This window comes from Acinetobacter sp. YH12226, assembly GCF_013417805.1.
Lineage (GTDB): Bacteria > Pseudomonadota > Gammaproteobacteria > Pseudomonadales > Moraxellaceae > Acinetobacter.
This window is the reverse complement of sequence record NZ_VPDG01000005.1, coordinates 168,670-188,851: the sequence shown is the minus strand read 5'-3', so window position 1 is coordinate 188,851 and position 20,182 is coordinate 168,670. Positions and strand designations below refer to the sequence as shown.

Annotated in this window: 14 protein-coding genes and 2 pseudogenes; 2 read left to right on the top strand and 14 right to left on the bottom strand. The window is 42.5% G+C overall.

Annotated elements, in window-relative coordinates:
• Window position 1: 1 nt before the first annotated feature.
• From FTV08_RS07900 to FTV08_RS07840, 13 genes and pseudogenes are all read right to left on the bottom strand, one after another.
• Window positions 2-1,321: a HAMP domain-containing sensor histidine kinase gene (locus tag FTV08_RS07900; protein ID WP_180087040.1), complete on the bottom strand. Its 1,320-nt coding sequence runs from the start codon at window positions 1,319-1,321 to the stop codon at window positions 2-4.
• A 5-nt stretch (window positions 1,322-1,326) separates the two neighbouring features.
• A complete protein-coding gene (locus tag FTV08_RS07895; protein ID WP_005106997.1) occupies window positions 1,327-1,998 on the bottom strand; it encodes a response regulator transcription factor in 672 nt (223 codons plus the stop codon).
• Between the two features lies 1 nt (window position 1,999).
• Entirely contained in the window at window positions 2,000-3,685 is a 1,686-nt protein-coding gene (locus FTV08_RS07890; RefSeq protein WP_180087039.1) for a phosphoethanolamine transferase, read from the bottom strand.
• Between the two features lie 105 nt (window positions 3,686-3,790).
• Window positions 3,791-5,054: pseudogene (locus tag FTV08_RS07885) on the bottom strand (MgtC/SapB family protein).
• Between the two features lie 251 nt (window positions 5,055-5,305).
• Entirely contained in the window at window positions 5,306-5,800 is a 495-nt protein-coding gene (locus FTV08_RS07880) for a flavin reductase (protein WP_180087038.1), read from the bottom strand.
• Window positions 5,801-5,891: 91 nt separating this feature from the next.
• Window positions 5,892-6,905, bottom strand: a pseudogene (locus FTV08_RS07875) (methionine synthase); the annotation flags it as partial.
• A gap of 52 nt (window positions 6,906-6,957) precedes the next feature.
• A complete protein-coding gene (locus FTV08_RS07870; RefSeq protein ID WP_180087037.1) occupies window positions 6,958-7,965 on the bottom strand; it encodes a DUF1852 domain-containing protein in 1,008 nt (335 codons plus the stop codon).
• A gap of 449 nt (window positions 7,966-8,414) precedes the next feature.
• Complete coding sequence (locus FTV08_RS07865) at window positions 8,415-9,788, bottom strand: amidohydrolase family protein (RefSeq protein WP_180087036.1); 1,374 nt, start codon at window positions 9,786-9,788, stop codon at window positions 8,415-8,417.
• 43 nt (window positions 9,789-9,831) lie between these two features.
• Window positions 9,832-10,752, bottom strand: a complete 921-nt coding sequence (locus FTV08_RS07860; protein WP_004280246.1) for an ABC transporter permease — start codon at window positions 10,750-10,752, stop codon at window positions 9,832-9,834.
• Window positions 10,753-10,785: 33 nt separating this feature from the next.
• On the bottom strand, window positions 10,786-11,883 hold the full coding sequence (locus FTV08_RS07855) for an ABC transporter permease (RefSeq protein ID WP_180087035.1): 1,098 nt from the start codon (window positions 11,881-11,883) through the stop codon (window positions 10,786-10,788).
• Between the two features lie 41 nt (window positions 11,884-11,924).
• Window positions 11,925-13,526: an ABC transporter ATP-binding protein gene (locus tag FTV08_RS07850; RefSeq protein ID WP_180087034.1), complete on the bottom strand. Its 1,602-nt coding sequence runs from the start codon at window positions 13,524-13,526 to the stop codon at window positions 11,925-11,927.
• Between the two features lie 119 nt (window positions 13,527-13,645).
• Window positions 13,646-14,746, bottom strand: coding sequence for a BMP family ABC transporter substrate-binding protein (locus FTV08_RS07845; RefSeq protein ID WP_005251735.1), 1,101 nt, complete (start codon window positions 14,744-14,746; stop codon window positions 13,646-13,648).
• Between the two features lie 722 nt (window positions 14,747-15,468).
• Window positions 15,469-16,524 carry an aromatic ring-hydroxylating dioxygenase subunit alpha gene (locus tag FTV08_RS07840; RefSeq protein WP_180087033.1) on the bottom strand — a complete coding sequence of 352 codons (1,056 nt, stop codon included), beginning with the start codon at window positions 16,522-16,524 and terminating at the stop codon, window positions 15,469-15,471.
• A gap of 279 nt (window positions 16,525-16,803) precedes the next feature.
• Here FTV08_RS07840 and FTV08_RS07835 point away from each other — a divergent pair, with 279 nt between their 5' ends.
• Window positions 16,804-17,727 (top strand): LysR family transcriptional regulator, encoded by a 924-nt coding sequence (locus FTV08_RS07835; protein WP_180087052.1) that lies wholly within the window; start codon window positions 16,804-16,806, stop codon window positions 17,725-17,727.
• Window positions 17,728-17,808: 81 nt separating this feature from the next.
• On the opposite strand, the gene hpxO is transcribed toward FTV08_RS07835, so the two are convergent.
• Complete coding sequence (hpxO, locus tag FTV08_RS07830) at window positions 17,809-18,966, bottom strand: FAD-dependent urate hydroxylase HpxO (RefSeq protein WP_180087032.1); 1,158 nt, start codon at window positions 18,964-18,966, stop codon at window positions 17,809-17,811.
• 210 nt (window positions 18,967-19,176) lie between these two features.
• Here hpxO and alc point away from each other — a divergent pair, with 210 nt between their 5' ends.
• Entirely contained in the window at window positions 19,177-20,181 is a 1,005-nt protein-coding gene (alc, locus tag FTV08_RS07825) for an allantoicase (RefSeq protein ID WP_004280253.1), read from the top strand.
• Window position 20,182: the final 1 nt, after the last annotated feature.

The following is a 20,182-nucleotide window of genomic DNA, read 5'->3' as shown; positions in this document are numbered from 1 at the left end:
CTTAGGCTTCGCCTAAAGGAAACTTGACTTGTACACACAGGCCGCCCAGATTAATACTTCGCGAAAATTCCAGTGTTCCACCCAAGCGCTCGGTAGCTTTATCTACAATGGATAAACCCAAACCGCTGCCAATTTCTGCATGGTTATGAATCCGGTAAAAGCGTTGCCGGATCTGATTAAATTGAGCAGGATCTATCCCTACCCCGCTGTCTTCAATCTGTAAAACCGCCTGCCGGCCTTGCTGGAAAATCGACACATTAATTACGCCATCCTTCGGACTGTATTTAATTGCATTATCAATTAAATTATAAATAATCGAGTGCAAAGCTGAAGCCTGGCCCTGAATCTGCAGTTCCTGCTGCTGCTCTACTCCTAAATCAATGTCTTTCTGTAGTGCCAGTTGAATCAGTTCTTCGATACAGGTGACTGTCATTTGATTCAGTGATAGCAATTGAACAGGTTCGCTTAAACCTTCGGTCACATCCTGTTTGGCCAGACTTAATAACTGGTTGACCAGATGCTGCATACGCAAAATGCCTTGGCTCAAATTATGGATAGACTCGCTCTGAGGGAACTGCTGTAGCAAAATTTGTAGCTGTAAATTCAAGGCCGTCAGTGGCGTGCGTAATTCATGTGCAGAATCCGCTACAAATTGACGTTGTTCCTGTTGGGCTAGAGAGATGCGGCCAAACAGATAATTCATTTCCTGAATAGTCGGTTCCAGCTCTAGGGGATAATCTTTCATTGCAATTGGCTTTAAGTCTTGTGCCTTGCGACTGGCCAATTCAGTTTTAAAATCATTGAGCGGCTGAAAGTTTTTCCGGATCATCCAGCCTAAGCCAAATACTGCAAAAGGTAAAAAAAGCACATAAGGAAGAAACATATTGGCTGCCAGTTCTAAGGCCAGTTCCTGCCGGACATTTTGCTGCTGGCTCACCTGAATCTGTAGTTGCTTACCGGGAATAATATAAGTTAACCAGGTTCCATACGGCGTTTGATGCTTGTAGAAACCTGCTTTCCTGACCGGTGCCACCAGAACATCCTGCGGATGCAAGGAAGTGGCTGTATCTGTATAGGACCAGATATCTACAAATAAATCTTCTTCACTGTATTGTTTTGCCAGATCAATTTGGCTTTGTAAAGGTTGTGGATGATTTTCTGCAATGCGCTCTGCCAGACTTTGCATCTGTTTATCCAGTACTTCATTAATTTCTTCGAGCGCAATCCGGTATGCCGCAAAGATCAGCACACAGCCCAGTACTACGCTAAATAATGAAATATAAATAACCAGACGTTTTTGCAAGGAATAACGTTTCTGCATGGCGCTCATCCTAAACGATATCCTAGCCCACGTATGGTACGTATGAAGTCTTTTCCTAGTTTTGCCCGCAGATGATGGATATAGACTTCCACCGTATTACTGCTGACATCACTGTCAAAATCATAAAGCTTGTCTTCCAGATCATTCTTGGAAAAAATTTTATTCGGATGATTTAGCATAGCCATTAAGATGGACCATTCCCGGTTGGATAATTCTATAGCCTGTCCATTAAACAGAGCGATATGCTGCTCCAGATCTAGTTCCAAACCGCTGTGTGATAATTTCTTATTCGTATCTATCTCGGTATTTTTTAAACCACTACGGCGTATTAAGGCATGAATACGGGCCAGCAACTCGTCAAATTCATAAGGCTTGATTAAATAGTCATCTGCTCCCTGATTCAGCCCATCTACCCGGTTTTGTAACTGATCACGGGCGGAGATAATCAGTACCGGTAAATTTGGAAACTTCTGCCGGATATTTTTTAGCACCAGCATACCATCCATCATCGGCAAGCCTAAATCGAGCAGGACAATATCATAGGCCTGCTGCTGTAACTGTTTTAAACCCTCAATCCCATTATTGACCCAGTACACATCAAACTGATGCAGCTTGAGCAATGTTTCAGTCGACTCGGCAATCATAAAGTCGTCTTCAATAATCAGTATTTTATGCATTTCAAGCTCTATTCTTTAATGATGGTGAGCATTGTGCAAGCATATCATTTTTAGCTTCAGTCACTTGCGTTTTTATATCCAGTAAACTTAATAAGCTGGGGAAAAGATGGTCGTGACTGCGTGCCTGTCCGGTCTGTCCTTTAAGACAGCTGACCTGATGAGTATTCTGCTGCTTCCAGGCATCGGAGAACCACATCAGCATCGGGACATGGGTTTGCTGGGTCGGCGCCATACTATAAGGTGCACCATGCAGGTATAAACCATGCTCTCCAGTAGATTCCCCATGATCAGACAGGTACCAGAAACCGGGCTGATATTGAGTCTGCTGCTTTAAAGTTTCAATGATTTGGGCAAGAACATGGTCTGTATGTACAATCGAATTATCATAGCTATTTTTTAATTCTTCTGTACTACAGCCCTGAATGGCATTGCTATTACAGGTCGGCTGAAATGGCTGATACGGCGCTTTGGAACGCTTGAAATATGCCGGCCCATGACTGCCCATCTGATGCAGTACAATTAACTGCGGTTTCGGGTTATTTTTATCCAGATGCGCCAGATAATCTTTCAGGCTATCTACCAGGATTTCATCAAAACATTCACCACCAGCATCACACCACTTCTGTTTCAGTTGTGCCGGAATCTGATACTTTTGTACCCGGTCACAGGCACCTTTACAGCCTGAGTTATTATCAATCCAGGTCACCTGATATCCGGCGCGCTGGGCAATATCCAGCAAACCTTCTCGGTGGCTGGCGAGCTGTTCATCATAGGTTTCACGTGACATGCCCGAAAACATACACGGGACTGAAACGGCAGTTGCTGTGCCACAGGAACTGACTTGACTAAAATTAATCACCGCTAACTTGCTCAGTTCAGGATTGGTATTGCGCGCATAGCCATTTAAAGCAAAACTCTCGGCACGTGCAGTTTCTCCAACAACTAGCACCATTAATTTAGGATGCTCCTGCATTTGGGCCTGCTGTAACAGATGAGCATCTTCGCCAAAAGCCACCAAAGGTAAATTCGCTTTAGGTGCTTTCTTTTTATAATAGGATAAGGTGGATGCGATGCTATTTTGTGGAGAAAGCATTCCCTTCAGATCACGGTGCTCTCTGAAGATGGCTGCATAGTCGACATAGAAGCAGAACAATAAACCTAGAATCAGTCCGAGTGAGACTACACTGCTCAGGCTTTTATGCACCAGCTGATGCCCAGTCGATGTAGGCTGAATTTGAAGCATCCAGACGATGCCGAGTGGAAATATTACAAATCCCAGTGTCCAGATGATCAGTCGCATTGACCAAAGATCACGAACTTCGCGGGCATCGGTTTGCAGCATATTCTGGATCTGATCCGGAGTAATAACGACCCCCAGACTATTGACAAAATAAGCACTAAAACCACCCAGAATGATCAGGACACTAGCCAGTATTTTGGCGTTCCATTTCCAGTTCAGCCACTGTAGTACCAGATTGTAAAACGCAATAATGATCAGTGCCGTAGCGGCCAGTAACAGACCTGCTTTCAGATTGGCATAAGGCGTAAATTCATGAATTTTCTGATAGAAAGCAAAGTTTAGGATCAATCCCAGCCAAATAGCGAGCAAAATGTTGAAGCCTGAAAGACTGATCGACTTTTTCGGTTGCTGACTAAATAAAGAAGAACGGGAAAACAGCTTCAGCATGATCCATGGCTCAAAGACTTTAAGATGCTTTAGCGTAGAATTTGAAACTTAAAAATGGCTTAAAATGATTGGATCATTTCATAATATATGCAAACCAGCTCCCTTTTATTTCAAACTCAGAAGAATAAAGATAAGTCCTAACATATGTAGAATCTGGCTAGGTGCAAAATACAGAAAAAATTTCCATCCCCCAGTCACAAAAGAATTGATACTTTTAGACACCGCATGTGCCGCAAGTCCAATCATAACAGCATAAATTAAAGTCAGGTTGTGAGGATTTCCCTGTATCACTACACCTGCTACAGCAGCATGCACTTCAAATAAAGAGGCTAAAAAAGTGCCTAAAATTAAGCCGCTATCCCCCAGTAGAAGATTCGCGCCGTAAATCCCAGCCTGGATTAAGGTCAAACTGACCGCAATAATTACCGCTTCTTTTATACTGAACATCCGGCTATCAATTTCTTGTATTTCATTAATGCTCATACTGTTATCCGCTTGGGGAGTTCGATAAATCAAGAATCCGGCAGCAATACATAAAATTCCGATGCCCACCAAACTCGGAATTAGCAGAAACTTGAACCATTCTACGCTCACTCCCAGAACAATCAGCAAGAGCTGTAATAAGGTGGCAATACAGGAGATTAATCCCGCACCTGCATTTAATTTAGCACTGGCCTGTCCGGATCGAACTTGCATGCCCAAACTGGCAATTGTGGCCGTACTGGAGACAAATCCCGAGGCTAAGGCAGATAAAATAAGCGCCTTATCATTGGACAGGATTCGTTTTGCCACATGTGCCATGGACTGCACAATCAAGATTAAAATGAGTAGTTTCAGGATGATATAGGGATTCAGTACGGCGCCCCACAAGGGCTTATTGGGCATGACCGGCAACGCAATCAATATCAAAGCCAATAAAAGTAGCCCATCTCTTAACTCATAGCTTTGGATCGTTTTTCCGGCAAATTGATGCAGTGTCTGTTTGCCCATCAGGATGATCGTAAGTAGAACCGCCATCCCTGCAGCAAGTGGGATATTCCACACAAATAGCGCCAATGATATAGGTCATCAAAAAAGCCAGTTCAGTGGTAGAGCCGATATCCTGCTTCTGTTGAAACAGGCTATACACACAAAACAGGCTGACCGCGACGGTTCCTATTACTCCAATATAGAGATGCAAAAGGAAACATGAAGCACCCAATAAAGCTGTAATCGTAAATGATCTTAATCCTGCAAAACTCTGCTCATTGTTATTGTTTTTATGACGTTCACGCTCAAGCCCAATTAAAAGCCCACAGCCTAATGCCGACAGCATGATGGTCAGTAATTCCTGAAAAGATAAACTTTGCAAAAGCATATTCAAGAGCATTCACCTTGTGTCATCCAGTGATTGTAGGTATTTTTAGTATATAAACAGTTTTTTAAAGCAGCACATCAATTTAACTGCTGTATCTTTAAATTCTAGGCTATAGATAGCTGTAAATTATTGCATTAGTCCGCCATTCATCCTTGTTGATGGTCTACCTAATTCCTTATTCTTAGTAGACCAGTTTAATCAAAATTACGGAAGTTAATAAGCTTTTAAATCTAAAATATTTTAATCCTACATCAGCTCCAGGATTAGACAGACTCTGTTTCCCCGACCTGATGATAGGCACGATTAAAATAAACCAGGGCTTGATCTTCCTGATTCTGTTGAATGGCAACAATCGGACAAATCAAAATCGTATGTGTACCAACTTCCTGGATCTGCCCAATTTCACAATCAAAGCTCACCAGTGCATCTTGAAGTACAGGAGAACCCGTTTCTAATTGAGTCCACTCACCATGTTCAAATCGTTGTTCAGAACTGAATTTTGAAGATGCAAAAGCATTTGAAAGATTCTCTTGATCTGTACTCAGTACATTTATGCATAGCACTTTATTCTCTATAAAACTTGCATGTGAACGAGATGATTTATTCATACAAACCAACAATGTCGGTGGTATGTCGGTCACGCTACACACGGCAGATGCAGTAAAGCCATGACGACCTGAATCGCCCATTGTGGTCACTACATTTACTGCACTTGTTAATAAAGACATTGCATTTCTAAAGTCTGTCGCTTCAACCATCACCGTATTCCAACATTCAACTTTTATAAAGAGCGTTATATCACTCAAATGATGCTTTCAAGCTGCTGAAAGCATCATGAATTCACTTTAATTAGCGAGATAATTCCTGACGAATAATCTCAGCACCTGTACTGAGTGCATTGAGTTTGCCACGTGCAATTTGGCGACCAAGTGGCGCCATGCCACAGTTGGTTGAAGGATAGAGTTTGTCTGCATCCACAAACTGAAGTGCTTTACGCAACGTATTTGCCACTTCTTCAGCTGTTTCAATTTGATTACTTGCGACATCAATAGCACCCACCATGACTTTTTTACCACGAATCAACTCAATCAAATCCATCGGAACACGTGAGTTATGGCATTCAAGCGACACAATATCAATTTTTGATTTTTGCAGTTTCGGAAATGCTTCTTCGTACTGGCGCCATTCTGAACCTAAGGTTTTTTTCCAGTCGGTATTGGCTTTAATACCATAGCCATAGCAAATGTGTACCGCAGTTTCACACTTCAGACCTTCAAGCGCACGCTCTAAAGTTGCCACACCCCAGTCATTCACTTCATCGAAGAACACGTTAAATGCAGGTTCATCAAATTGGATGATATCCACGCCAACGGCTTCAAGTTCACGAGCTTCCTGATTCAGGATCTTGGCAAATTCCCAAGCGAGTTTTTCGCGGCTCTTGTAGTGACCATCATATAAGGTATCAATCATGGTCATTGGACCAGGAAGCGCCCATTTAATCGGCTGATCTGTGAGTGAACGTAAGAATTTGGCATCTTCAACAAAGACAGGTTTTTGACGAGAAACTTCACCCACGACTGATGGCACGCTCGCTTCATAACGATCACGGATTTTGACCGTTTCACGTTGATTGAAGTCAACGCCTTCTAGATGCTCAATAAATGTGGTCACAAAATGCTGACGGGTTTGTTCCCCATCGCTGACAATATCAATGCCGGCTTGCTGTTGCTTATGCAATGATAAACGCAATGCATCTTGTTTTGCATCAAGCAATTCCTGACCTTCCAATTTCCAGGGTGACCAGAGTTTTTCAGGTTCTGCCAGCCAAGACGGTTTCGGTAAGCTACCAGCAGTTGATGTTGGGAAGTGCCATGTTTAATCTTCTATCTCTATATTCGTAAAATAATGTGGTGTATTAAGCAGCGCGTTCTTGGTCGGCAATATTTGTGAGCGTGAACTCGGCAGCCCATTGCTCCAGAATGTCTTTATAAGGTTTGATAAAGTGCTCTTCCGTCCACTTTCCTTGCTTCACTGCCAACTGACCACGCTCAACACGGTCATACACAATTTGAGTCAATGAATAATCTGGGTACTCAAGGCTGGGTTGATAGACCTGACCCGCAGCAGAATTCGCATTATAAATTTCAGGACGGTAAATCTTTTGGAAGCTTTCCATGGTACTGATCGCACTGATCAACTCCAGATCGGTATAATCACGTAATAAGTCACCTGCGAAATAAAATGCTAAAGGTGCAGCAGCATTTTCAGGTTTGAAATAACGAACAGTTAAGCCCATTTTGGCGAAGTATTCATCGGTGCGTGAATACTCATCATTTTTATATTCCATACCCAATACAGGATGCACATTCGCGGTACGGTAATAGGTTTTCGAGGTTGAAACGCTCAAACAAATCACAGGCTGTTTTTTAAATTCTGCCTTAAATACTTCAGAATTGACGAGGTATTGATAAAGCTTGCCGTGTAAATCACCAAAATTTTCTGGCTTGGTCGAGGCTGGATTTTTCTTGATATGTTCAGGAAGTACCACGCTAAAATCATAATCGCGGACATAAGACGAGAAACTGTTGCCAATCATGCCATCAATACGCTGATTGGTCTGATGATCGACAATCGTAGTTTTTAAAGTTTCAATTGCAGGGAATGTTTTACCATTTCCTTCAAGATCCAGGTCAACTGAAATAATGTCGATTTCAACTGAATAACGATCTGCTTTTGGGTTATCCCAATGTGCCAATGCATTAAAACGGTTATTGATCATTCGCAGAGTGTTACGCAAATTCTGTTCGCGACTTTCGCCACGCGCCAAATTGGCAAAGTTCGTCGTCAGACGTGTACTATCTGCAGGTTGATAGTTTTCGTCAAAACGAATGCGCTTAATTGAACATGCAAACTTTTTACTCATTGTGATCCACTGCCCTAAGTTCTAATAATCAAATTTCTGAATGAGCCTACTTATACGTGAACCTTAAGATGAATAAAAATGATTTAAACTCAATGAAAAGTGAATATTACTCATGATTGGTTGTTCTATAAGATATCAAGATCACTTAATGAAGAAAAATATGAAAGATTTTTTCTATGAAATTTTAGGGTTTAATAGGTGATAAAATAATGAATATTAATAACTTAAGATAAATTCTATCGAATATTAAGTGGATGAAATTGAGAGGTAAATTCAAAGAATGGTTTTATAGCTTATTAGATGCAATTTAGAAGTGAATGAATAAAACTCATCTAAAGATTAGAAAATATCAGTCTATTCACTCTGTTTAATTTCATTTAAATCATTCGTTAGAAAGGCGTCTGAGGTCACCCCACTATCAATGAATAACCGCAACCCCCACGTAAATCTTAAAATTCTTCCCGCTGTAATTCATTTACCGTTCGCCCCTGCTTTGCAAACCACTGATCACGACGTTCAAACAAGCGTGGCGCCGCCTGATTCACTTGATCAATTAGAGCCTGTAAATCGGCATTGATCAAACGGCCATTTTTAACCACAGTCTGTCCCGCCACCATCGTCATCACGACATCTTGGCCTTGAACTGCATGGACTAAATTGGTATGCAAATTAAATAATTTTCTATGATCAATCAACGGCGTCATCCGCGGTGTATCCAGTTTCACCGCAATCAGGTCGGCCTGTTTGCCGACTTCCAATGAACCAATTTCATCTTGCATACCCAAGGCTTTAGCTCCTGTAATCGTAGCCATTTGACAGACTGACCAGGCATCCAGAGCAGCCGCATCTAAATTCGAGAACTTTGCTAATAATGACGCCGTTTTCATTTCTTCAAATAGATCCAGGTTATTGTTTTCTTTTTCTCCGTCAGTACCCAAACCCACCGCAACGCCTTGACGTAGCATTTCAACGACAGGCGCTGCACCGGAAGCCAACTTCATGTTGGAAATAGGATTGTGCGCAACCCCTACCGCATGTCGCCTTAAAATCTGAATTTCATTTGCATCTGTCCAGACGCAATGTGCCAACAAAGTTTTAGGCAGATCTAGCAAGCCCAGTTTTTGCAGACTCTCAATTGGGCGAATACCTGAACGGCGCAGGTTTTCCTGTACATCAAATTGGCTTTCATTGCTGTGGGTATGAAAACCGGTTTGATAATCCTGACAAAGTTTCTCAATGAGGCTTAATGCTGAAGCTTCAGCATAAAACAGGTGCTCTAAACCCACCCAAACCTGAATACGTCCATTCGCCTGCTGATGCCAACGGTTGATTAAAGCCTCATTACTTTTTAAGGTTTCAAAATAATTGTGATCCGGATGTTCCGCGACATAAGGTACTAGAACGGCACGAATTCCCAATGCTTGCGCAGCTTCAGCACTTCCGTCCATATAACGCCACATATCAACGATGGTGGTCGTTCCCGACAATAGTGCCTCGGCATAACATAAATAGGAGGCGATTTTCGCATCCTCTGGTGTCAACACCCGGTGCATCGGGTCAATATACTGCTGTAACCAATCCCAAACCGGTAATCCTTCAGCCGTACCACGCAATAAACCGGAATGACAATGGGTATTGATCAAGCCCGGCATCAGGATCTTTTGTGGGTAATCTTCAATGAGCACCTCTGGATAGCATTGAGTTAACTGTGCCAATGTACCCACTGCTTTTATTTGGTCGCCCTCAATCAGTATCGCGCCATTTTTAATACATTCATTCTGCGCATTCATGGTAAGGACATAGGAAGCTGTTAAAATTTTCATGATTTATACTCAAATCTATTCTATTTATGATGAATGGCTGCGGTTATGGCACGAAGGTTTTGCCTAAAGAAGATGGCAAATTCATTTTGAGTACTTTTTTATTCCGTGAAATCATGACCAGTACCACAATGGTGGCTATATAGGGCAATGCGGCAAGCAGCTCGTTCGGAACCTTGATTCCAAGCGCCTGGGCGTGAAATTGCAAAATGGTTACGCCCCCAAACAGGTAAGCGCCGAGCATTAAACGTGTTGGTTTCCACACCGCAAATACTACCAGTGCAATGGCAATCCAGCCGCGGCCTGCGACCATATTTTCAATCCACATCGGGGTATAGACGGTTGATAGAAATGCTCCGCCAACTCCTGCCATCAAACCGCCAAATAGTACTGCGCCATAACGAATCGCCAACACGTGATAACCCATGGCGTGCGCACTTTCCGGTGATTCTCCAACTGCTTTAAGCAATAAGCCCAAACGGGTTTTGGCCAGCACCAGCCAAACGGCAAAAAATGCCAAAATCGACAAATACACCACATAGTTTTGCTGGAACAAAATCGGACCCAATACTGGAATATCCGCTAATAGTGGAATATTAAAATTAGCCAGACCCGGTAAAGCCATACTGACGTAGTTCTGTCCCAAAAATGCAGAGATACCGAGTCCAAAAATGGTTAAAGCCAAACCGCACGCGGATTGATTGGTACTTAAAGACAAGGTAAAAAAGGCAAAAATCAGGGCCATCAGCATGCCTGCCAGACCACCCATCAATAAGGCACTTAATACACTGGCATCATATTGCGCAGCAAAAGCAAAACCTGCAATTGCACCCACCAGCATCATCCCTTCTACTCCAAGATTAATCACACCGGTCCGCTGTGTGACCAATTCCCCCAGACCTGCGAAAATCAGTGGTGTTGCTGCGGCAACAGTACCTGCAAGAATTGCAGTTATTTCTAAAGCCATATCATGCTTCCTTTTGCTGTAGACAACATTGGGTTAAAGGGTAGTTGCTGTGGGCTGAGGGACCGGTGGCGCCATTTTTTTGCTAAAACGGTAACGATTTTCAATCAATGCATCGGAAGCCAACAGGAAAAACAACAGCAGCCCCTGGAAAATACCGGTAATCGCGACCGGAAGCTGGAGCTGCATTTGTGCCATTTCGCCGCCCAGATAAATCAGCGCCATAAAACAGCCTGACAGCACAATACCGATTGGATTGAGACGACCTAGATAGGCCACGATAATCGCTGCATAGCCATAACCTGGGGACAGGTTCGGATTCAGCTGACCAATAGGCCCAGCCACTTCACAGATTCCGGCAATACCTGCCATCATTCCGGAAATCACCAGACTCATCCAGATCGCTTTGGAGGAAGAAAAACCTGCGTATTTGGCAGCTAAAGGTGCCTGACCGCTGACTTGCAGTTTATAGGCCGTCAGACTTTTACGCATAAAAACCCAGAACAGAAGGACTGCAAAAAAAGTGATAAAAATAGAGGCATTAATGCGTGTGCCTTCTACAATGAATGGCAGCGTCGCACTCTCACTAAAAACCACCGATTGAGGGAAGTTCATCCCATCCGGATCACGCCAGGGACCATTGACCAGGTATAGCAACACACATACTGCAACATAATTCATCATCAGGGTGGTCAGGGTTTCTTCGGCATTAAAATGGGTTTTCAGCAAGGCAGGAATTGCGCCCCAGAGTGCCCCACCGAGTGCCCCCATGACGATCATTAACGGAAGAATCCACCAACCGATTTGATCATGAAATAAAATCGCAATACCACCACCAAAAATTGCCCCGATGGTAAGCTGACCTTCAGCACCGATATTGAATAATTTCGCCCGGAATCCGACCGCCAGTCCCAAGGCAATCAGAATCAGAGGCCCGGCTTTCACTGCCAGTTCACTCCAGCCATAAGACGACGTCAGCGGTTCAATAAAGAAGATGTACATGGCTTGCGCGGGATTAATCCCCAACATTAAAAACAGAATACTACCGACAATCAGCATGGCTAGCAGCGCAATGAGCGGTGAAAGCCACTTCATGATTTGAGAGGGATGTTCACGCGGTTCCAGTAAATGCATGTCGCTCTCCTCTCAACCTGTATATTTGTTTTTTTGTTATATTAAGCATGAGCTTGCTGCTCCTCTACTATGATCGCAGTGTCATGGCCTGGAATGCCTGACATCAAGATTCCAACATTTTCAGTATTGGTTTCATGAGTAGGTATCGCTGGAGATAGTTCACCATTGGCCAACACGCAGAGACGATCACTGATTTCAAACAGCTCTTCTAATTCTTCTGAAATCACCAAAATGGCAACACCTTGTCGAGAGAGATCAATCAGGGTTTGCCGGATAAACATGGACGCGCCCACATCAACGCCCCAGGTCGGTTGAGCCACAATCAGGAATTTCGGGTTTTGCAAAATTTCCCGGCCGACAATAAATTTTTGTAGATTTCCACCGGACAAGGAACGTGCTTCTGCCTCTGGGCCACTGGCTTTCACCCCGAATTTTTCAATACAGTGCTCGGCAAAAAGCTTACATTGTGCAAACTTGATTAATCCCCATTGCGTCAGGTTCTGCCGAAATGCGGTCAGCAAGGCATTCTGGGACAGTGTCATGTTCGGGACTGCTCCTCGGCCCAGACGTTCTTCAGGGACAAAGCCCAGGCCCAAATCACGCCGTTGTCCAGAACTGAATCGGGAAATATCGATTTGATCCAGAACCATCCGGCCATGTTTCAGGCTGTTTTCCCCCGACAATAAAGACAGTAATTCTGCTTGCCCATTGCCAGAAATCCCGGCAATTCCTACAATTTCACCGGCAAAAATATTTAAATTGATATTTTTCAGCGACACACCAAATGGGTCGTCGGACTGGTAATTGAGATTCTCAACCTGGAATAATATCTGTTTTTCACCTGTATATTCAGGGCGTACATAGGTCGGTAAATCACGGCCAATCATTAAGCGTGCTAAATCACTGGTACTGTTGTCTTTGGGATTAACATTTCCGGTGACACGGCCATTGCGTAAGATGGTCGCTTCATCACAGAGCTCTTTGATCTCGTGTAATTTATGACTGATATATAAAATTGAAACGCCTTGGGAGGCCAATAACCGTAAAGTTTTAAACAGTTGCCGTACCGCTTGTGGCGTCAGTACCGAGGTGGGTTCATCTAAAATGATTAAAGCGGGATTTTGCAAAAGACAACGAATAATTTCGACACGTTGCCGCTCACCTACCGATAAAGAATGTACTTCGCGGCGTGGATCAATGGGTAAACCATATTGTTCTGAAACTGCAATAATTTTTTGACTTAGAGCTTTTAAAGGAATCTTTTCATCCAGTCCCAGCGAAATATTTTCGACTACAGTCAAAGTCTCAAACAAAGAAAAATGCTGATAGACCATGCCAATCCCGAGCTTTCTTGCCATCGACGGGTTATCAATATGAACTTCTTTACCGTTCCAGAGGATTTGTCCCTGATTGGCCTTGGTTGCTCCATAAATGATTTTCATCAGCGTACTTTTGCCAGCACCATTTTCACCCAAAATGGCATGAATCTGCCCAGGTTGAACGGTTAAATGTATCTGGTCATTCGCTTTCAATGAATTGTAACTTTTACAGATATTGATGAGCTGTAAACGCGGTACACCTGAAGAAGAACGTGCATTCAACTCTTGCGCATGAGCAGATCTATCGTGTTGAGAGGTCATCATCAGTGCCCTATTCCATGCCGTAGCAATTCAGCATCCATCGATGGTTGTCAGGCATGCAAATGGATGCAGAAAAGTACATCAAAGTGTTTAAAGATTTTTAATTGCAAAATGGCAAAGCTTTATTTCGGTAATGAACCCTCTACGCCCTTCACGTAGTAATTCATTTTACTTAGTGCCGCATCATCTAGGCGCTTGCCTTTTGCCAAGACCAATGTACCATCCTGTTTATGAATCGGGCCGGTAAATGGATGCAGTGTGCCTTTTAAAATGCCATCACGTACGCTGAGCGCTTTTGCTTTAGAGGCTGCCGACACGGAAGGACCAAAGCTTTCAATATCGACTGCTTTTTGTTTCACGCCGTACCACATTGCACTTGGTTTCCAGGTTTTATTGCTGACTTGCATCATTACCGGGGTGTAAATTTTTTCCCAATGTAAAACCGATGCGGCAAGATGCGCTTTAGGGCCAAATTTGCTCATGTCAGAGTCCCAGCCAAAAGCAAAGACACCTTTTTGTTCAGCCGCCTGTACCACTGCCGGAGAATCGGTATTTTGCATCAGCACATCTGCACCTTGAGCAATCAATGCCAAGGCTGCATCACGTTCTTTGCCCGGGTTAAACCATGAATTCACCCAAATGACTTTGGTTTTAATTTTTGGATTTACACTTTGTGCACCGAGGGTATAGGCATTGATATTACGGATAACTTCAGGAATTGGAAAAGACGCAACTACGCCCAAAACATTATTTTTGGTTTTTTGCCCTGCGACCACACCTAGCATATAAGCGCCTTCATAGGTGCGGACATCATATACCCCTAAATTTTTGCCCTGCTTATAACCGGTTGCATGCATAAATACGGTATTTGGAAATTGCTTGGATACTTTCTCCATTGCATTCATATAACCAAACGAAGTCGCAAAAATGACTTTATTGCCTTGTTGTGCCAGGTTGCGGATCACACGTTCGGCATCTGCTGTTTCAGGGACATTTTCAATATAAGAGGTTTTATATTTTCCTGCGAGGGTTTTTTCAGCCTTAATCCTGCCTTGATCATGAGAATAGGTCCAGCCATGGTCACTGGTTGGGCCAATATAAACAAATGCGGCTTTATCTTGGGCCTGAACATTGGCGACAGCGGCCATGCTCATCATACCGCTTGCCATTAACACCCCTACCAATTTTTTCAATCCGGTTTTGAAGCTATTTTTTTCTTTCATTTTATTCTGCTCTTGGTTGTTCTGTGTCATACAACACATGCTTTAAAATGACTTCACTCAAATGTGCTCAGTCTGTTCAATATATAATTAGCAATAAGCATTCCAGTTTTTATTAAAAATAATAAAAATAGGGTTTTAAAATAAAATGTTTTTTGTTTTTATAATTTAATTAAGGCGTAATGATATTAAATTTATAAAAGCTTATTTTATGATTGATAGGGAATTTAATTTATCAAATGGATTTATTTTTTATTTTTGCTTATTAGTGGTGCGATAAAATAAAATGCCTTAAATTTGCGCATTCCTTTTTTTAATCCAAGCTTCATATTTTTCATGAGCAAAGATAGATGTAGATGATAGAATCATGTATTGAGACTCATTGAGGGAGTGGAATTGTTTTTGATATAAATTATTAATATTTAAATAGATTAATAGTTTTTTTGATAGTTGGGTTTAGCTTGTAATGCGCCGAAAGGATGATGTTCTGTAGATATTTTTATTTTCTCTCCTCATTGAAGGAGGTTGGAAATCTCTAATCGGAGCTTGCCTGGATTGATTTATTTAATTTCCAAATTTTGAAAATATTAATCAATTTTAATTAAGAAATAAGGACATATAAATAATATTTTGATCATTCAAAAATAATATAAATAAAAACCACTATATTGAAATATAGGGTTTCTATTTAAAATTTAATCCATATTTTTAAATTTTAAAATATATTAGACAATATAACGTTTACTTAATCCCCACTCGGCTAAGATTCGACGATAGGTCGTTGAAGAGCGATCTGCTTCAAAATGCGCTTCCATAGAAATATCGAGCGGTAATTCTTCAGGTTTTTGGCTTTCTACCATGTCCTGATCTTCGGCAAAAATTTGTGCATTGAAGTCATATACCGCCTGTAAATCTCCTGTGGTATCGAAGTTGCGTGTCAGTGGTACAAATAAACGGGTTTTATTGTGTGAGACCGGACAACAGGCATTGAGAATTTTTAATTGTCCCTGTTTGGGGAAATGTACGGTTAGCACCGCAGAAAACGGTGGATAGACATCAAATACACGTTTCCACAAAAAGCCTTCCGGTGCCAGATCTTGCATACCATGTGGATAGTTGCTGACACTGCTAACATATTCGGTATGCAGGCCGTAATCTGTACGTGCTGTCGTGTATTTGGGTACAACCTGATTTTCAGGATCTGCGAAAGAACCCTGATGAACCCAGGCAAAATGTGCAACATCAATAAAGCCTTCCAGTTGACGGCCACTTGAACCCGCAATATCCACAAATGGAGGTAAAATTGCCTGATGATCTGGCATCTCCCAGGTAGCTAAAACAGGGAAATTAGCTTTTGCTTCGTCACGGCCAAAAATACTGGTCCAGATCAAGCCATATTTTTTAACTACTGGAAATTTAGTCAGAGAAAAACGCTCAGAAATGTTGGTCAGATCGGGTTGTGCAGGAATTTTGATACATTTTCCCTGGCCATTATAGTGTAGACCATGATAAGGACAGACCAGATTTTCACCCGAAACCCAGCCTTTGGTTAAGGGTACACCCCGATGTGGACAGATATCTCGGACCAGATGAATATCGCCACTTTCTGTTTTGTACAATGCCAGTTTGACATCAAGCAGGGTCACTTGTTGCGGTTGGGTAGAAACGTCCTGAATCCGTGCAACCGGATACCAGTGACGAGCCAGAATGTCCCAGTCCTGATCATCAAACTGGCTATAGCAGGGTTTGTTGAATAAATTGATGACTGGAATGGCGTTCATATCAAACCTATATTCTTACTGTGGATGGTCTCTTTTTACAGGCCTTGAACAGTGCATAACTGTGCAATTTTGGCTTTGCTTATGATTGAAATTACTGAATTTATTGTCATTCTGTCTATTAGAATGATTCGTACTATTCATTCTTGAAATTAGAACACATCAACCATGTACAAATGTACTTGCCGATTAAAGCTGCCTTCTTTGGCATAAAACTCGCATAAACACGTTTATCTCAAATATTGATATGAATAAAAGGTGGTTCTTCGCTTGACTAAATTAATGAATACGCCTTTTTCCCGATTTTCAGAATATTTTATCGCGGTGGCGAAAACGGGAAGTTTACGCAAGGCCGCAGATCAATTATTCATTTCCGTGTCTGCAGTACATCGGCAAATTGCTCTGGCTGAAGAAGAACTGGGAATTGTGTTATTTGAGCGCTTGCCCAATGGTTTAAAACTGACACTGGCGGGCGAATTACTCTATGCCGATGTTATGAAATGGCAAAAAGAATTCCAGCAAACCCGGATTCGCTTTGATGAAATTCAGGGACTTACGCGTGGGACCATCGAATTTGGTTTAATTTCTGCCTTAAATGATGGTTTTGTCATGCAGTCCGTGCAATATATGTATGAAAATTATCCCTGGATTAATTTTAATATCCGGGTTGCAGACAGTGAAATCGTAGCCAAAAAAGTGATTGAGGCAGATCTGGATTTTGGCCTGATCCTGAATCCAAAATCTCATCAACACCTTGAAGTCCTCCATTTTCTGGAACTGCCTTTAGGTTTTGTGATGGGTAAATCACATCCTCTTGCTCAAGCAGAAAAGATTTATTTTTCAGATACCTTGAACGACAACCATTTTATTCCGGCCGACCCCCTGATTATTCATGACTATGTACAAGCACTGTATAAACATCATCAATTTATACCTGCACGTAAAACGGAATCGAATGATATCCGCCTGATGAATACTCTCATTAAGGCGAATACCGGGATTGGAATTTTTAGTTATCTCGATGTTTTACCGTATGTCGAGCGAGATGAAGTGGTCTTTAAACCTATCTCTGAAAAAGGGCTGCATCCGCTGACCATTGCCCTCTGTGTGGCGCCTAAACGCCAGATTTCACGCGTTTCCCAGTTGATGATCAAACATATTATTGAACAAATGGAAGCCTTAAAAAGCAAGGTGCAGCAACTGTAGTATTTTCATACCTAAATAACAAAAACCGCGATAACTAAAATCGCGGCTTTTATTTAATATTAATGATGAAATTAACTGTTTTTAATCCAATGGATTACCCACAATATTGCTAATAATGCCTTTCATAATATGTGGGCCTTGTTCTTTCCGTAGGTCTGCATACCAGTCTTTGGTAATTTGCTCATCTTTCATATGCGTGACATCACAACGCTTACGTGCACGTAGCAGCAATTCATTGGCGCGTTCATTGCGTTTATTCTGATAACGTTTCAGGGCATCTTCCAGACCTAGCGTATTAATTTGTAAGGCACGTGCCAAATAGACCGCATCTTCCATTGCCTGGCAACCTCCCTGTCCGATATCCGGTGTAGTGCTATGTGCCGCATCCCCTAAAATTACCACACGGCCCTTATAAAACTGGGTAAAAGGCTCAATATCATGGATTTCGACGCGATTGGTTTTCTGTTCGTCAATACTGTCAATTAAGCGCTGAACCTGTGGGCACCAGCCAGAGAAATACTGCTTTAATAAGGTCTTATATTCCGAACGCTGATTTTCCAGACCTGCCGGCAATGGCACATCAAAGAAGAAATAAAAGCGCTGCTCTGCCACAGGCATCAGTGAAGCACGTTTGCCTTCACCGACAAAAGTGGTCCACTGCTGTGCGGGCGCTAAATCTTCAGAGATCTCAACCAGTCCGTTCCAGTTCACATAGCCAGCATAACGGCGTTCAACCTGTTTGCCCAATACATACTGACGCGTCATGGAATGGGTACCATCTGCGCCAATCAATAATGCTGCAGAAACAGTGCTGCCATCCTGAAAACCGATTTCAACGTGTTGCCCCTTATCCTCAATAGACACCATTCTTTTACCGAGCTGAATATCCTGCCGGCCAAACGCATCCATTAACATATTTTGTAATTCAGCACGCGATACCGGATATGGACGTTGACCGACTTCTTCAATTAACGGCGCCAAACTAAACTGCGTCATGACCTCGCCATTCAAACCATCGATATAGGCTAAGTCATTCATCTGGCCACCTAACTTTGCTACCTGTTCAGTTAAGCCCAGATAGTTCAAACACTTCACCCCGTTTGACCACAAGGAAATTGCAGCACCGACAGGTAAAATCTGTTCTGCCTGCTCATAGATGGTGACCCGATGTCCGAACTTTTTTAGTGCAATTCCTGTGGTTAATCCGCCCATGCCTGCCCCAATAATTGCAATCTCCATCTATTCCTCCTGGCTATTTCATCTTCATTGCCAGCTAAAATGCTAAAAACGTGCCATCCTGAAAAAAATGCACTAAAAAAATAGCAAGAGTTGGCACACGCTGTGCTTTTAAATTCCTTCAATGTCCTGTTTTTATAAAGGCAGAAGACCTAAATTTGTATTTATAAAAGTGCATATTCATGTGACGTATACCAATGATGGAAATTTAAGATGGCGACCTTATTAGCTCCAATTTTTGATCTGCCTGCTCCAGTACAGCAGTTAACTAACCTTGCAGATGCCCGAATTGGCGCAGAAATTCTTGAATGTTCAGATGAGTTTTTTGCTGAAGCAAAACGCATGTTGCAATTTGAGGCACCGGTCTTTATCGAAGACAAGTTTGATGAGCATGGCAAATGGATGGATGGCTGGGAAACCCGTCGCAAGCGCCACACGGGCTATGATTGGGCCATCATTAAACTTGCTGTTGCAGGTCAAATACAGGCACTGGATATTGATACGACTTTTTTTAGCGGTAATTATCCGGCCTCTGCTGCTGTGCAAGCATGTTATGCGCCAGATGGAAATCTTGATCAGGCAGAGTGGATCAGCATTATAGAAAATAATGTCTTGGGCCCCAGCCAGCATCATATTGTTCAGATTTCAGCAAAGCAGATATTTACCCATGTCCGTTTGAATATTTATCCTGACGGTGGGATTGCACGTTTTAAGGTCTATGGTCAGGTAAAAATCAATCTGCAAGATAGTGATCAAATGCTAGATGTTTTGGCACTAGAACATGGTGGCCGTGTCGTTGCCTATAGCGATGCGCATTTTGGACATCCACGCAATCTGATTAATCCGGGACGTGGCATTAACATGGGCGATGGCTGGGAAACCAAACGGCGTCGTGCTCCAGGATTTGACTGGTGCATTTTGGCTTTAGGCGCCAGTGCCCGAATCGAGAAAATTGAAATTGATACTGCCCATTTTAAGGGAAATTTCCCTGCAGAGGTTTCTATTCAAGCCATCTATGTTGAGGATGCAACCGATGAGCAACTCATTCCACAAAGCATGTTCTGGCCTTTTTTGTTAGCAGCCCAACCTATGCAAATGGATCATATTCATCATTACATCAATGAAATTTTACAACACGAAAAAATTTCCCATATTCGTGTCAACATGATTCCGGACGGTGGCATCAGCCGGATTCGTCTCTGGGGAAAATTGGCTTGAG